The following is a 15536-nucleotide window of genomic DNA, read 5'->3' on the forward strand; positions in this document are numbered from 1 at the left end:
AGCCGCCCGGATGCCAGCCTTCCGCTATGAAGCCGCCGACGCCGCCGGCAAGACCGACCGCGGCGTGATCGAGGCCGACAGCCCGCGCCAGGCGCGTTCGCAGCTGCGCGCGCGGGGGCTGACACCGCTGACCGTCGACCCGCTGGCCGGTGCCGGCCTGGCGCCGCGCAGCGGCAGCCAGCTGTTTGCGCGCAAGCTGTCGACGCAGGAGCAGGCGCTGTTCACGCGCCAGCTGGCCAGCCTGATCGTGGCCGGGCTGCCGCTGGACGAGGCCCTGGGGGCACTGGCCGACCAGGCCGAGCGCGCCTATGTGCACGAGCTGCTGGCCGGCATCCGCGCCGAGGTGATGGGCGGCAGCTCGCTGTCGGTGGCGCTGGCGCAGCACCCGCGCGACTTCCCCGACATCTACCGCGCGCTGGTCTCGGCCGGCGAGCACTCCGGCCACCTGGGGCTGGTGCTGGAGCGGCTGGCCGGCTATATCGAATCGCGCAACACGCTGAGCTCAAAGATCCGGCTGGCCTTCACCTACCCGGCCATCGTCACGGTGGTGGCGTTTGCCATCGTGATCTTCCTGCTGTCGTACGTGGTGCCGCAGGTGGTGAGCGTGTTTGCCAACACCAAGCAGAAGCTGCCGACGCTGACCATCGTCATGCTGGCGCTGTCGGACTTCGTGCGCAACTGGTGGTGGGCGGCGCTGGCGGTGATCGCGGTGGCGGCGTTCAGCATCCGCCGCCTGCTGCGCCAGCCCGCGGTGCGGCTGGAATGGCACCGCTGGCTGCTGACCGCGCCGCTGCTGGGCAAGCTGATCCGCGGCTACAACACCGCGCGCTTTGCCGGCACGCTGGCCATCCTGGTGTCGGCCGGGGTGCCGATCCTGCGCAGCCTGCAGGCCGCGGGCGAGACGCTGACCAACGAGGCGCTGCGCGCCAACGTGGAAGACGCCAACACCCGCGTGCGCGAAGGCGCCTCGCTGGCGCGCGCGCTGGCGGCGCAGAACCAGTTCCCGCCGGTGCTGGTGCACCTGATCCGCTCCGGCGAAGCCACCGGCAACCTGCCGGTGATGCTGGACCGCGCCGCCCAGGGCGAGGCGCAGGAACTGGAACGCCGCACGCTGTTCCTGACCAGCCTGCTGGAACCGCTGCTGATCCTGACCATGGGGGTGGTGGTGCTGCTGATCGTGCTGGCAGTGCTGATGCCGATCATCGAAATCAACCAGCTGGTGCGCTAAAGCAAGACGCCGGCGCAAGGCCGGCGCTTTTTCAGCTTGCGGCCGGCATCACGCCGGCCTGCCATATCACTCTGCTTTCTCTTTCTTGCTCGGGCGCTTGCGCGGCTTCCTGGCCGGTGCCGGGGCGGCTGCGGCTGCGGCGGCCGGCTCCGGCTGGGGTTCGGGCTTCAACTCGGGCTGGGGCTCTACCTGCGCCGTCAGCACCGTCATGCCCGGCGCAGCAAACACCGACTGATCGATCGGCCACGGCGTCTCGCTGAGCGTCACGTCCGGGCGGCGCGCGGCGCGCTTGTGCGCGGTGCGGCCCTTGGGCGCGGCCTCGGGCTGCGGCGCTGCCTCGACCACCGGCTCGGCGGCAGGAACCGGCTCGACCACATCGGCAGCGACGAACGGCAGATCGGGCTCGGGTTCGCGGATTTGCACCGGCTCCGGTGCCGCCTCCGGCTGGGACATGACCGGCGCGGGCGGATCCGAGGGCACGGGCGCCGGTTGCGGCTGGCGGCGCGGTTCAGGCTGTGCCTGGGCCTGCTGGGCCGGGCGCTGCTGAGGTTGCGACTGTTGCGGTTGTGACTGTTGCGGCTGCGGCTGGCCCCGCCCGTCGCTCTCGCCGCCACCCTTGGAACGCTTCTTGAGCCGGATCCAGATGGTCTTGTTGTTGCCACCGTTGCGGGTCTCGACCTCGAACAGGCCGGTGGCGGCCACCAGCTCGGAGAGCTTGCCGTAGCCGTAGTTGCGCGAGTCGAATTCCGGCGCCTGCTTGGCGATATGGTTGCCCATGCTGCCCAGCGTCAGCCAGCCGTCTTCATCCGACACGGCCTGCGCCGCGTTCTGCAGCAGGCGCACCAGGCGCGAGTCCTGGCGCAGCTCGCCGGTGCTGCGCTTGCGCGTGGGCGCGGCAGCCCCGTCGACGCCTTCAGCCCCTTCCGTATCCGCGTCGGCGCGCAGCACGTCGGAGTAGATGAACTTGTCGCAGGCGGTGACAAAGGGCTTGGGCGTTTTGCGCTCGCCGAAGCCGTACACGGTCAGCCCCTGCTCGCGGATGCGCGAGGCCAGCCGGGTGAAGTCGCTGTCGCTGGAGACAATGCAGAAGCCGTCGAAGCGCTCGGTATACAGCAGGTCCATGGCGTCGATGATCATGGCGCTGTCGGTGGCGTTCTTGCCCACGGTGTAGCGGAACTGCTGGATCGGCTGGATCGAGTGCGACAGCAGCCGCTCCTTCCAGCCGGCCAGGTTGGGCCGGGTCCAGTCGCCGTAGATGCGCTTGACGGCGGCCACGCCGTACTTGGCGACCTCGGCCAGCAGGCCTTCGACGATGGCGGGCGCCGCGTTGTCGGCGTCGATCAGCACGGCCAGGGTCGCGGTGCCCTGGCGGGGGGAATTGGTCATGTTCAGGTAGTCACTGGTTTGCCCGTCTCATGCGTACCTCAGGACGGGCAATCGGAAATCAGGTTGCACCAGGCTGGCTGTGCAGGTGTGGCGCATCGCAGACAGCCGGGCAGCGGCACGGGCCATCTCGATGCAACGCAGTGTACACGCGAACCCCTGTCCATACGGGAAATCACCGGCGCCACGGGCACGCTTTGTGCTGCATTGCAAGGTACCGCCAATTATGTGGCGGTGCTACCATGCCGCGCAGAGACACGACCGCCCGACACCTTCACAAGAGGTCACGAGGCGGTCGCCCACAACTGTAGGTGTCGGTGATCCCGACAGCACGCCCATAGAGGAGCACCTATGAATGCCCCCCTGACCCCTCCGGTCAGCGACGCCATCCGCCGCGCGCTCGAAAACGTTACCCTCGAAGACAAATACACGCTGGAGCGTGGCCGCATCTATATCAGCGGCACGCAGGCGCTGGTGCGCCTGCCGATGCTGCAGCAGGAACGCGACCGCGCTGCCGGCCTGAACACCGCCGGCTTTATCTCCGGCTACCGGGGCTCGCCGCTGGGCGCGCTGGACCTGTCGCTGTGGAAGGCCAAGAAGCACCTCGCCTCGCACAACATCGTGTTCCAGGCCGGCCTCAACGAGGACCTGGCCGCGACCTCGGTGTGGGGGTCGCAGCAGGTGAACATGTATCCGGATGCCAAGTTCGATGGCGTGTTCGGCATGTGGTACGGCAAGGGGCCGGGCGTGGACCGCACCGGTGACGTGTTCAAGCACGCCAACTCGGCAGGATCGTCGAAGCACGGCGGCGTGCTGGTGCTGGCCGGTGACGACCATTCGGCCAAGTCCTCGACGCTGGCGCACCAGTCCGAGCACATCTTCAAGGCCTGCGGCCTGCCGGTGCTGTATCCGTCCAACGTACAGGAATACCTGGACTACGGCCTGCACGGCTGGGCCATGAGCCGCTACTCCGGGCTATGGGTGGCGATGAAATGCGTGACCGACGTGGTGGAATCGTCGGCCTCGGTGGAACTGGATCCGCACCGCGTGCAGATCGTGCTGCCGGACGACTTCATCATGCCGCCGGGCGGCCTGAACATCCGCTGGCCGGATCCGCCGCTGGAACAGGAAGCGCGCCTGCTCGACTACAAGTGGTACGCGGGCCTGGCCTATGTGCGCGCCAACAAGATCGACCGCATCGAGATCGATTCGCCGCACGCGCGCTTCGGCATCATGACCGGCGGCAAGGCCTACCTCGACACGCGCCAGGCGCTGGCCGACCTGGGCCTGGACGATGCCACCTGCTCGCAGATCGGCATCCGCCTGTACAAGGTCGGCTGCGTGTGGCCGCTGGAGGCGCACGGCGCCCGCGCCTTTGCCGAAGGCCTGCAGGAAATCCTGGTGGTCGAAGAGAAGCGCCAGATCATGGAGTACGCGCTCAAGGAAGAGCTGTACAACTGGCGCGACGACGTGCGCCCCAAGGTCTACGGCAAGTTCGACGAGAAGGACAACGCGGGCGGCGAATGGTCGATCCCGCAAAGCAACTGGCTGCTGCCAGCGCACTATGAGCTGTCGCCGGCGATCATCGCCAAGGCCATCGCCACGCGCCTAGACAAGTTCGACATGCCGATGGACGTGCGCGCGCGCATCACCGCGCGCCTGGCCATCATCGAGGCCAAGGAAAAGGCGCTGGCCACGCCGCGCGTGACGGCGGAGCGCAAGCCCTGGTTCTGCTCGGGCTGCCCGCACAACACCTCGACCAATGTGCCCGAGGGCTCGCGCGCGCTGGCCGGCATCGGCTGCCACTACATGACGGTGTGGATGGACCGCAATACCAGCACCTTCAGCCAGATGGGCGGCGAAGGCGTGGCGTGGATCGGCCAGGCACCGTTCGCGGGCGACAAGCACGTGTTCGCCAACCTGGGCGACGGCACCTACTTCCACTCCGGGCTGCTGGCGATCCGCGCGTCGATCGCGGCCAACGTCAACATCACCTACAAGATCCTGTACAACGATGCGGTGGCAATGACCGGCGGCCAGCCGGTGGACGGCCAGCTCTCGGTGCGGGACATCGCCTGGCAGGTGCACAGCGAAGGCGCGAAGAAGATCGTCATCGTGAGCGACCAGCCGGAGAAGTTCAACGGCGCGATCAAGCTGCCCGAGGGCATCACCATCTATCACCGCGACCAGCTCGACAGCGTGCAGCGCGAACTGCGCGAAGTGCCGGGCTGCTCCATCCTGCTCTACGACCAGACCTGCGCCACCGAAAAGCGCCGGCGCCGCAAGCGCGGCACGATGGAGGACCCGCAACGCCGCGCCTTTATCAACGATGCGGTGTGCGAAGGCTGCGGCGATTGCTCGGTCAAGTCGAACTGCCTGTCGGTGGAACCACTGGAAACGGATTTCGGCACCAAGCGCCAGATCAACCAGTCGTCGTGCAACAAGGACTTCTCGTGCGTGAACGGCTTCTGCCCGAGCTTTGTCACGGCCGAAGGCGCGCAGGTACGCAAGCCCGAGCAGCACGGCGTGTCGATGGGCAACCTGCCCGCGCTGCCTGAGCCCGAACTGCCGGCGATCCGCCGCGCCTACGGCATCCTCGTGACCGGCGTGGGCGGCACCGGCGTGGTCACCATCGGCGGCCTGCTGGGCATGGCCGCGCACCTGGAAAACAAGGGCGTCACCGTGCTCGACATGGCGGGCCTGGCGCAGAAAGGCGGCGCGGTGCTGTCGCACGTGCAGCTTGCCGCGCGCCCGGACGACCTGCACGCCACCCGCATCGCCATGGGTGAGGCGGATCTGGTGATCGGTTGCGATGCGATCGTGTCGGCCACCGACGAGGTCATCTCCAAGACCCAGGCCGGCCGCACCCGCGCCGTGGTCAACACCGCGCAGACGCCGACCGCCGACTTCATCAAGAACCCGAAGTGGCAGTTCCCGGGCCTGTCGGCCGAGCAGGACGTGCGCACCGCCGTGGGCGAGAAGTGCGACTTCATCAACGCCTCGGGTCTCGCCGTGGCGTTGCTGGGCGATGCGATCTACACCAACCCGCTGGTGCTGGGCTACGCCTGGCAGAAGGGCTGGATCCCGCTGACGCTGCAAGCGCTGGAGCGCGCTATCGAGCTCAACGGCGTCGCCGTCGAGAAGAACAAGGCCGCGTTCGACTGGGGCCGCCATATGGCGCACGACCCCGAGCACGTGCTGTCGCTGACCGGCAAGCTGAAGACCACCGCCGAAGGCGCCGAAGTGGTCAAGCTGCCGACCTCAACCGGCGCCATGCTCGAGAAGCTGGTCGCCCGCCGCATGGAACACCTGACCGCCTACCAGGATGCCGCGTACGCGCGCACCTACCGCGAAGCCACCGACCGCGTGCGCGTGGCCGAGAGCACGCTGGCTGGCAGCGGCAAGGCCCTGCCGCTGACCGAGGCCGCGGCGCGCAACCTGGCCAAGCTGATGGCGTACAAGGACGAGTACGAAGTGGCGCGGCTCTACACCGACCCTGCCTTCCTGGACAAGCTGCGCGCCCAGTTTGAAGGCGAGCCGGGCCGCGACTACCAGCTCAACTTCTGGCTGGCGCCGCCGATCAACGCCAAGCGCGACGACAAGGGCCACCTGGTCAAGCGCAAGTTCGGTCCATCGACGATGAAGCTGTTCCGCGTGCTGGCCAAGCTGAAGGGCCTGCGCGGCGGTGCCTTCGACATCTTCGGCAAGACCGAGGAGCGCCGCACCGAGCGCGCGCTGATCGGCGAGTACCGTGCCTTGCTGGATGAACTGGTGGCGGGCCTCAATGCCGCCAACTACGACACCGCGGTGACGCTGGCCAACCTGCCGGACGATATCCGCGGCTTCGGGCATGTGAAGGAAAACAACCTGAAGGCGGTACGCGGGCGCTGGGCCAAGCTGCTGGAGCAGTTCCGCCATCCGGAGACGGCGCAGCGCGCGGCCTGACCTGCCACGGCAACACACAACGGCCTCGCTTTGCATGAAGCGAGGCCGTTTTGCCTTCAGGGCTGGGCCAGCGTCGCCTCGCCCGGCTTCACATACATCGAGTTGCGCGGCTGCGCCAGCACGCGCCGCACCATCGGCTCGAAGAACGACAGCGGCAAGGTGTCGTAGTCCGTCATGAAGGCGGCACCGTCGTACTTGCGGCAGAACTCCGCGGTGCGCTCGAACAAGTCGGGCTGGCTGCGGTACTGCTCGCGCAGGTTGCGGTCCAGGCCGAGGTGATGGAAGAAGTAGTAGCCCTGGAACACGCCGTGCTTTTCCACCATCCACAGGTTCTCGGGGCTGACGAATGGCTTGAGGATGGCGGCGGCGATATCGGGGTGATTGAAGCTGCCGAGCGTATCGCCGATATCGTGCAGCAGCGCGCAGACCACGTATTCCTCGTCCTGGCCGTCGCGGTGCGCCAGCGTCGCGGTCTGCAGCGAATGCGTGAGCCGGTCCACGGGGAAGCCGCCGCAATCGCCATCCAGCAGGCGCAGGTGCGCCAGCACGCGATCCGGCAGCGCCCGCGCGAACGGCATGAACTCGGCGGAGATGGCGGCCCAGTCTTCGCGGGTGCCGTGTTCCATATGGCTGAAGGTGGCGCGTGCAGGCGCGTGGATGTCGCTCATGCGGGTCTCCTTTTGTGGCAGCGTGCGCGATGGCCGCGCATCGTCTCGTCATGTTTTGCAGGCATTGTGGCACCCGCAGCGGCGCTACACTGTCAAAAAGCTAACAATGTGCCGGCATATTGCGGCGCACCACCGAACATGCTGATCCGTCCTTTCCGCCCGGAAGACCAATCCTGCGTCATTGCCTTGTGGCAGGCCTGCGGCCTGACCCGTCCGTGGAACGACCCGCAGCGCGATATCGCGCGCAAGCTGACCGAGCAGCCTGAACTGTTCTTGGTCGGTGACATCGACGGCCATCCCGTCGCCACTGCCATGGTGGGGTTCGACGGGCATCGCGGCTGGGTCTACTATCTGGCAGTACAGCCCGGCCTGCAGGGCAAGGGGTACGGGCGCATGCTGATGGCGCATGCCGAGCAGCTGCTGATCGAGCGGGGCTGTCCCAAGATCAACTTGCTGGTACGCGCAGGCAACCGCGCCGTGATCGATTTCTACGACAAGCTGGGCTATGCGCCCGACGAGGTGGTCAGCCTGGGCAAACGACTGATTCCCGATAGTTAGTGGGCACGCCAGACCGACATCAAGGAGACGACATGACTTTCCACGGAAGCTGCCACTGCGGCGCCGTTGCCTTCGAAGTGGAGGCCGACAGCATCCCCAGCGTGATCCGCTGCAACTGCTCGATCTGCCGCCGGCGCGGCCACCTGCTGTGGTTCGTGCCGCGCGCGACGTTCAAGCTGGAAACGCCGGAGAGCAATGCCTCCACCTACCGCTTCAACACCATGAAGATCGCGCACCGCTTCTGCCCGGTGTGCGGCTGCGGCCCGTATGCGGACGGGCAGGACAAGGACGGCAAGCCGATGGCCGCGGTCAATGTGCGCTGCCTGGACAATGTCGACCTGGACAGCCTGAAGGTCATCGACTACGACGGACTACACCACTGAGGCCGCCATGTTCCGCATCCTGGGCATCGACCACCTGGTACTGCGCAGCGCCGACGTGGACGCGCTGCGGCGCTTCTATGTCGAGGTGCTCGGCTGCAGCGTGGAGCGCGAGCAAACCGACCTGGGCCTGACGCAACTGCGCGCGGGCAGCGGGCTGATCGACCTGGTCGCGCTCGACGGCCCGCTCGGCCGCGCCGGCGGCGCGGGGCCGGGTGCGGAGGGCCGCAACCTGGACCATTTCTGCCTGCGCATCGACCCGTTCGATGCCGACGCGGTGCGGGCGCAACTGGCACGGCATGGCGTGGACGCCGGCGAGGTGGCGCAGCGCTTCGGCGCCGAAGGCAAGGGGCCCTCGCTCTATGTGAGCGATCCGGACGGCAACGTGGTCGAGCTCAAGGGACCGCCCGCGCCGGTGACCGCACAGTAACGCGCGTGCCCCACGGGGCCCCGCGCGCAGAGTGCGCGCGGGATCGCTACAATTTCCGTCTGGCCCCACGCGCCGCCACCCATGGCGACCACCCGCGCCGGGCCCGCCATGACAACAACAGAAGCCTGCTCCGACGCGGACGCCGCCTGCACCGACCCAGACGCCAGCCCGGCACGCACCGGACCCGCGCACCCCGCCACGCCGCCGCGCCGGCTGGTCTGGATCCTCGGCCTGACCGAGACCATCTCCTGGGGCACGCTGTTCTTCGCCTTCACCGTTTTCATCGACCCCATGATCCGCAGCCTGGGCTGGTCCAAGCCCTTCCTGGCGGGCGGCTATTCGCTGGGCCTGCTGGTATGGGCGCTGTGCTCGTTCGCGGTGGGGCGGCTGCTGGACCGCGCGCCGGCGCGCAAGGTGATGGGCGCGGGCTCGGTGCTGGCCGGGCTGGGCCTGCTACTGTGGGCATGGACGCCGTCGCAGCCGGTGTTCCTGCTGATGTGGGTGCCGATCGGGCTGGCCATGGCGACCACGCTGTACGAGCCCGCCTTCGTGGTGCTGCGCCAGGCTTATGGCGACCAGTACCAGAAGCCCATCGTGGTGGTCACGCTGATGGCCGGCTTTGCCAGCACGATCTTCGTGCCGCTGGCGCAATGGCTGGTGATCCATCTGGGCTGGCGCCCGACGCTGATCGGCTTTGCCGCGCTGAACCTGCTGGTCTGCGCGCCCCTGCACGCGCGCATGCGCTACGCGCTGCATCCCACTTACACCGGCATGACCCCCGCCGACGGCCAGGCCGGCAGCCGCGACATTGCCCGCGCCACGCTGCGCCAGCCGGTGTTCTGGTCGGTGGTGCTGGCCTTTACCGCGACCGCGGTGGTGGCCTCGCTGCTGGGCGCGCACCTGATCCCGATGCTGACCGAGAAGGGCATGCCGGTGGCGCAGCAACTGGTGGTGGCCGCGCTGATCGGCCCGGCCCAGGTGGTGGGCCGCATGCTGATGATGCGCGCCGGCGTGCGCCACCCGGTGCGGCTGTCGCTGCCGGTCTATGCGCTGATGGGCGCCGGGCTGCTGTGCTTTGCGCTGGGGCACGGCGCCTGGCTGATGGTGGCCGCGGTGCTGTACGGCTGCGCCAACGGCGTCAACACCATGCTGCGGGCGATGGCCATGCCGGAGCTGATCTCGCGCCATCACTACGCCACGCTCAACGGGCTGATGATGACGCCGGTGCTGCTAATGCAGGCCGCCGCGCCGTGGCTAGGCGCGCTGCTCTGGCGTGCCGCCGGCGGCTACTGGCTGATGCTGTGGGTGATGGTGGCGCTGGCGCTGGGCGCGCTGCTGGCCTTCGGCTACGCGCTGCACCGGCGCGGGCTGCTGCGCGTGGATGCCGCCAGCCGGTAGTGCGGCGCTGTCATACCCGCCTCACGCCGATGCGGGACAATGACGGCCTTTGCAGGGGCACCACTGCCCCGCCTGCCGCACCCTCCCATGCCTGATCCGCATTCCCCGACCGCCTCCGCGCCCTTGCCGGCTGCGGTGTCGCGCGCCACGCGCGGCACCATGGCGCTGTTCTTCGTCAACGGCGCCACCTTTGCCACGTGGGGCGTGCATATTCCCACCATCAAGGCACGCTTCGGCCTGTCCGACGCGATGCTGTCGCTGGCGATGCTGGCCGTGGCCGGCGGTGCCATCCTGGCGATGGGCCCGGTCGGGCGCTGGGTGGCGCGCGCGGGCAGCGCACGGGCGTCGATGACGGGCGGGCTGCTGTTCGCGCTGGCCACGGTGGCGATCCTGGCGATGCCGTCGTTCTGGCTGCTGCTGCCCGCGCTGGTGGCGTTCGGCATGGCCAATGCGGCCTTCGATGTCGCCATGAACGCGCAGGCCGCCACGGTCGAGGCCAGCCGCACGCGGCCCGTGATGTCGGCGCTGCACGGCATGTTCAGCCTGGGCGGCATGGCGGGTGCCGGCGCGGGCGGCCTGATGCTGTCGCTGGGCGTGGCGCCGCTGGCGCATGCGGCGATGATGGCGGGCGTGACCGCGGCGGTGGCGCTGGGTGCGCTGCCCGGGCTGCTGGCGGACCATCCGGTGCTGCCATCGGCGGCCCACCATCGCGACCATGCGGTGCGCGCGCTGTGGCTGCTGGGCCTGCTGGCGTTCCTGGGCCTGGTCGGCGAAGGCGCGATGTACGACTGGACCAGCGTCTATATGCGCGACGTGGCGCAGGCGCCCGATGGCTGGATCAGCCTGGGCTACGCCGCGTTCTCGGGCGGGATGGCGTGCGGACGCTTCGGCGGCGACCGCCTGCGCGCGCGCCTGGGCGACGGCGCCACGCTGACTGGCAGTGCCTGGCTGGGCTTTGGCGGCATCGCGCTGGCGCTGCTGGTGCCGCTGCCGCTGGCCGCGCTGGCGGGCTTTACGCTGATGGGGCTGGGCGCGGCCAATATGGTGCCGATCTTCTTCGTTGCCGCGTCGCGGCTGCCGGGCGTGGCGCCGGCCGAAGCGATTTCGCGCGTGGCGCGCTTTGCCTACCTGGGGCTGCTGCTGGGGCCGGTGCTGATCGGCGGGGTGGCGCACCTGGCCAACCTGCGCATCGGGCTGGCGCTGGTGGCGCTGACCATGGGCTGGATCGCGCTGGCGGGCGCGCGCGCGGCACGGCGCTACCTGCCGGCGCGCGCCGGCACGCCGGCGGCGCAGGCCCCGGCCGAGCGGTAAGGCGTCAGGCGGCCGCGCGCAGCGGCGCGCCGGCGCCCAGGCCCTCGAACACGAAGCTGTCCATGGCGAGCACGCCATAGGTCACTTCATCGGCAACCCGCGACACGCTGGCCGGCGCCGCTCCTGCGCCACTGGCAGCCTGCGGCCCCAACGCCGCGCCCAGCGCCACAAAGAACGGCAGCAGGTGCTCGTCGGTCGGGTGCGCGCGGCGCGCATACGGCGCCTGGGCGCGGTAGTCGGCAATGCGGCCGGTATCGCCGGTGGCCAGGGCCTCGTCCAGGGCATCCGCCATCCAGCCGCGGAAGGCTTCCACATACGGTTCGGCCTGCGGCCCATGCTGGTCGCGCCGGCCGCCGCCAAACACTTCCTGCAGGTTGTGCGTGAAGCTGCCGGACGCCAGCACCAGCACGCCCTCATCGCGCAGCGGGGCCAGCGCGCGGCCGATCTCGATCTGCGTGGCGGGCGACAGGTAGGGGTTCAGCGCCAGCTGCACCACCGGCACGTCGGCATCCGGAAAGAAATGGCGCATCGGCATCCAGGCGCCGTGGTCCAGCGGGCGCTCGTCGTCCTGGCCGACAAACCCGGCGCCAGGGACCGCTGCCGCCTCGACCAGGGCCTTGACCCGCTCGGCCAGCGCCGGCGAGCCCGGGGCGTCGTAGCGCAATGCGTACAGCTCGCGCGGGAAGCCGCCGAAGTCGTGCCACGCTTCCTGGCGCTCGCGGCTGGTGACAGCCAGCGTGCTGTAGATCCAGTGCGCCGAGATCACCAGCACCGCGCGCGGGTGCTGGGCACGCAACTGCCCGCCCAGTGCATCGAAGGCGGCGCCGGTGGGGCCGGGATCGATGGCGAGCATCGGGGAACCGTGGGAAATATAAAGCGAGGGAAGCATGGCAGGACCACCTTCAAACTGTTTGTGTACCTGCATCCAGTTTGGCAAAGATCCGCGCCGGGCACGGGCGCCATTTGCGGACACGTCGTGCAAAAAAGTTGAATGGCCGGGCGCAGCGTGGCGTGGCGCACACAGCGCCTCGGGCACCGGCAGCGCAGCCAGGGGCGATCAGCCTATGATGCAACCGTGAGCCCGCCGGCGGTGTCATCCGGCGGGGCTCCTGCAACGCCTTGATGCCACCGGCACGCCCCGCGCGCCATGCGTGGCCGGAGACTTCGGTGGTACCGCGCATCCCGCGCCGCCCCGGGCGGCACCCTCCCTTCCTGGCCCACTGGTGGCAACCGGGCGTCTACGGCAGCGTACCCGCCGTCGCCCTGTGGATCCTGGCGCGCCTGCCGGCCGGCTTGCTGGCATTCCTGGCCGGCACGCCCGCGGCGGCAACCTGGCTGAACCATGCCGGCGACACCGTGTTCGTGACCGGCTGGGGCGCCAGCGCCCTGCTGCTGTGGCTCACGCGCCGCCGGCCGGCGCCCACCTATCCGGCCATGCCGGCTACGCCGCCTTCCCCGCCCGCCTCGCCCTCCAGGCCGTCAACCCGACGCCACCCGGCCGGCTGACCGGCGCCGCCGCGCCGATATAAAGCGGCAACAGTCCGATCTGAAAGATTTCGCGCGACGCTCCCACACTATCCTGCGTCGCTAGAATGCGCGGGAGACTGCCGCATGCCGCACTGCAGCGCGCACCGGCACCGACTGCACAGAGATTGTCCATGTCCGCACGCCAGCGCCAGAGCCGGATCCCCCCCGCGCCAGGCCGGCCCGTGCAGCCCCGTTGGCGGGCTGCACGGGCCGCCATGGGCATGGCATTGATGCTGGCCGCCGGCGCGTCACATGCCCAGGGCGCGCCCGGACTGCGCCTGGCCGGGGCCAATGTGCAGCGGCACGCCAACGCGGTGCTGTCGCTGATGGCGTACTCGGTGGTGCCGGACCTGACCTCCAGCTCGCTGTCGATCAATAACGCCAGCACCGACGATCCCGGCATTGTCATGTCGCAGCTGGGTGGCGGCTTCACCATCAGCAAATCGTTCCCGCTCTACCTGGAAGGCGCCATCGCCTACAGCCGCTACGATCCCACCTTCGTTGCCACCAATGGCGCCGACTCCCGCGCCATCCCGACCCGCTGGAACACCTTTTCCGGCACCATCGGCGTCGGCTGGGACTTTCCGCTGACGGCCAACAAGGAACTGGTGTTCCGGCCGATCTTCAACGCCTCGCTGGGCAATGTCTCCAGCGACCTGTCGGTCGGCAAGTTCGTGGTCGAGCAGGTCACCGACCGCCAGATCAACTTCCTCGACGGCGGCAGCCTGAACGCCTACGGGCTGGGCGGCTCGGTGATGCTGGACTGGGAGCACTACCGCGAGAACTACGAGATCGACGTGGAACTGCGCTACACCAATATCCACCTGCAGAGCTTCGGCGGCACGACCAGCTCGGTGACGGGCACGGCCACGGCGCAGACCGCCAACCTGTGGGCGCGCTGGCGTGCGCCAACCGGGATGCATGCGTTCGACCGGCCGGTGCGGTACGTGCTGGAGCTGTCACATTCACACTACCTTGGCAGCCAGGCCGGCATCCTCGGCTTCAATTACCTGACCACGCTCGGCACCGGGCTGGAGCTGGACACCAGCGCGCACGAGGTCTTTGTCACGCGGATCCGGGCGGTGGTGCGCTATGTGTTCGGCAACAACGTGTCGGGCGTCTCGCTGGGGCTGGCGGCCAGCTTCTGAGCCTGGCCTGTCGCTGGCCTACAACTTCGCCGTGAACATCTTCGGCGGCTTTGCGCCGCTGATAGAACCCTTCTTCGTTGCCCGCGGACAACCCAACCTAGCTCGCCTCGCCCTCATCCCGGTGGATATTGATCACATGCCGCGCCTCGAAGCACAGCGGCATCCCCGGGTTCATCTCCTCGGTGCAATACGGCTGGTTGTCGAGCTCGCCGGTGTAAAGGCTGCCCTCACGCCCGGTGACGATCACCCACATCCGTTCGACGTGGACCTCTTCGCTGCCCGCCTCGTCGGCGACCAGGATGCGGAAGATCAGCTTGACCAGCTGGCCGGGTGCGAGTGCATCACGCTCCTCGCGCGGCGGCATCCAGAAGGTGTCGGGATGGGCGGCGGCGATGGGCTCGGCGTCGTCGAGCTCCCATCCGTCTTCGTCCAGGGTTGTCAATCGCATGTCCATTTTCAGCCTTCCGCAATCTCTCAGGTGCGGGCATGATCGCAGCAAATGCGCCGGTCGGCGAGAGCCTGGCCGGCGTCCGGGACTTTCAACAGGGAACAGGTACCCATGACAAGCAAGAAGGAAGCAGCGGTGCGCTGCGGCTGGTGCGGCACGCTGGCGGACTATTGCCACTACCACGACACCGAGTGGGGCTTCCCGGTCGCCGACGACCGCCGGCTGTTCGAGAAGCTGTGCCTGGAAGGCTTCCAGTCCGGCCTGAGCTGGCTGACCATCCTGCGCAAGCGCGAGGCCTTCCGCAAGGCGTTTGCCAATTTCGACATCGAAAAGGTGGCACGCTTCAGCGAGCGCGATATCGCGCGCCTGCTGGGCGACGCCGGCATCGTGCGCCACCGCGGCAAGATCGAGGCAGCCATCAACAATGCGCAGCGGGCCCGCGAACTGCTGGAGACGGAATCGTCGCTGGCCGCCTACTTCTGGCGCTTTGAGCCCGATCCGGCCAGCCGGCCCAAGGTGATGACACCCGAGGTGCTGCGCACCATGGCGACCTCGCCGGAATCCACGGCGCTGTCAAAGGACCTGAAGAAGCGCGGCTGGCGCTTTGTCGGTCCCACCACCATGTACGCGCTGATGCAGGCAATGGGCCTGGTCAATGACCACCAGGAAGGCTGCACGACCCGTGCCGAGGTGCTGGCTGCGCGCAAGGCCTTCAAGGTGCCGCGCTAGCGTTGCGCGGCCGTATACCCGGCACGCGCCAGGTATACGGCCGCGTGCGCCGGCTGGGGGCGACGGTATACGCCCGGCGCCCGGCGATGCCCGCGTAAACGTCAGGCCACTGCGAACAGCGCAACGGTCCTGCCTATGTCTTTAATATTGTTTACATATGTAAACATAGTAGTAGTAGGTAAACCAGGCTTCGGGCCGTGGATAAGTCACCTTTTCCCTTTCGGCTCAGGGACTTGCAGCAAAGATAACCACTCCGGGATAACCCTGATTCGCCGGGATAGCCTGGCAGTCACGTATACGTCGGCGATGCGGGCACCGGAGTTATCCGTATACGTCCCACAAGGCGCCCCCAGGCCGGGCACAGCTTGTCCGGCCGGTTATCC

General features: G+C 68.5%; 14 protein-coding genes. 10 read left to right on the forward strand and 4 right to left on the reverse strand.

What is annotated here, in order from left to right; translation table 11 throughout:
* Positions 1-10: 10 nt before the first annotated feature.
* The gene (gspF, locus tag ACW4E8_RS23970; protein ID WP_456806791.1) at positions 11-1228 is read left to right on the forward strand and encodes a type II secretion system inner membrane protein GspF; all 1218 of its coding nucleotides are present in this window, start codon (positions 11-13) and stop codon (positions 1226-1228) included.
* Between the two features lie 66 nt (positions 1229-1294).
* On the opposite strand, the gene ACW4E8_RS23975 is transcribed toward gspF, so the two are convergent.
* On the reverse strand, positions 1295-2614 hold the full coding sequence (locus ACW4E8_RS23975; protein ID WP_456806792.1) for an NYN domain-containing protein: 1320 nt from the start codon (positions 2612-2614) through the stop codon (positions 1295-1297).
* A 348-nt stretch (positions 2615-2962) separates the two neighbouring features.
* On the opposite strand from ACW4E8_RS23975, the gene ACW4E8_RS23980 reads away from it, so the two are divergent.
* Positions 2963-6556 (forward strand): indolepyruvate ferredoxin oxidoreductase family protein, encoded by a 3594-nt coding sequence (locus ACW4E8_RS23980; RefSeq protein WP_456806793.1) that lies wholly within the window; start codon positions 2963-2965, stop codon positions 6554-6556.
* Between the two features lie 56 nt (positions 6557-6612).
* Here ACW4E8_RS23980 and ACW4E8_RS23985 read toward each other — a convergent pair whose 3' ends face one another.
* Positions 6613-7224 carry an HD domain-containing protein gene (locus tag ACW4E8_RS23985; RefSeq protein WP_456806794.1) on the reverse strand — a complete coding sequence of 204 codons (612 nt, stop codon included), beginning with the start codon at positions 7222-7224 and terminating at the stop codon, positions 6613-6615.
* A gap of 138 nt (positions 7225-7362) precedes the next feature.
* Here ACW4E8_RS23985 and ACW4E8_RS23990 point away from each other — a divergent pair, with 138 nt between their 5' ends.
* From ACW4E8_RS23990 to ACW4E8_RS24010, 5 genes are all read left to right on the forward strand, one after another.
* Positions 7363-7782 carry a GNAT family acetyltransferase gene (locus ACW4E8_RS23990; protein ID WP_456806795.1) on the forward strand — a complete coding sequence of 140 codons (420 nt, stop codon included), beginning with the start codon at positions 7363-7365 and terminating at the stop codon, positions 7780-7782.
* A 32-nt stretch (positions 7783-7814) separates the two neighbouring features.
* The gene (locus ACW4E8_RS23995; protein WP_456806796.1) at positions 7815-8165 is read left to right on the forward strand and encodes a GFA family protein; all 351 of its coding nucleotides are present in this window, start codon (positions 7815-7817) and stop codon (positions 8163-8165) included.
* Between the two features lie 7 nt (positions 8166-8172).
* Positions 8173-8592, forward strand: coding sequence for a VOC family protein (locus ACW4E8_RS24000; RefSeq protein ID WP_456806797.1), 420 nt, complete (start codon positions 8173-8175; stop codon positions 8590-8592).
* Positions 8593-8700: 108 nt separating this feature from the next.
* Positions 8701-9990 (forward strand): MFS transporter, encoded by a 1290-nt coding sequence (locus tag ACW4E8_RS24005; protein WP_456806798.1) that lies wholly within the window; start codon positions 8701-8703, stop codon positions 9988-9990.
* An 87-nt stretch (positions 9991-10077) separates the two neighbouring features.
* The gene (locus ACW4E8_RS24010; protein ID WP_456806799.1) at positions 10078-11301 is read left to right on the forward strand and encodes an MFS transporter; all 1224 of its coding nucleotides are present in this window, start codon (positions 10078-10080) and stop codon (positions 11299-11301) included.
* A gap of 4 nt (positions 11302-11305) precedes the next feature.
* On the opposite strand, the gene ACW4E8_RS24015 is transcribed toward ACW4E8_RS24010, so the two are convergent.
* Positions 11306-12190: a DODA-type extradiol aromatic ring-opening family dioxygenase gene (locus tag ACW4E8_RS24015; protein ID WP_456806800.1), complete on the reverse strand. Its 885-nt coding sequence runs from the start codon at positions 12188-12190 to the stop codon at positions 11306-11308.
* A 233-nt stretch (positions 12191-12423) separates the two neighbouring features.
* Between ACW4E8_RS24015 and ACW4E8_RS24020 the strand changes: the two genes are divergently transcribed.
* Entirely contained in the window at positions 12424-12807 is a 384-nt protein-coding gene (locus tag ACW4E8_RS24020) for a hypothetical protein (RefSeq protein WP_456806801.1), read from the forward strand.
* A 152-nt stretch (positions 12808-12959) separates the two neighbouring features.
* Positions 12960-13976, forward strand: coding sequence for a hypothetical protein (locus tag ACW4E8_RS24025; protein WP_456806802.1), 1017 nt, complete (start codon positions 12960-12962; stop codon positions 13974-13976).
* Between the two features lie 97 nt (positions 13977-14073).
* Here the strand turns inward: ACW4E8_RS24025 and ACW4E8_RS24030 are convergent, their stop codons facing one another.
* A complete protein-coding gene (locus ACW4E8_RS24030) occupies positions 14074-14430 on the reverse strand; it encodes a DUF2314 domain-containing protein (protein WP_340521787.1) in 357 nt (118 codons plus the stop codon).
* 105 nt (positions 14431-14535) lie between these two features.
* Here ACW4E8_RS24030 and ACW4E8_RS24035 point away from each other — a divergent pair, with 105 nt between their 5' ends.
* Positions 14536-15153: a DNA-3-methyladenine glycosylase I gene (locus tag ACW4E8_RS24035; RefSeq protein ID WP_456806803.1), complete on the forward strand. Its 618-nt coding sequence runs from the start codon at positions 14536-14538 to the stop codon at positions 15151-15153.
* Positions 15154-15536 lie beyond the last annotated feature (383 nt).

The organism is Cupriavidus sp. CP313, from assembly GCF_054072015.1.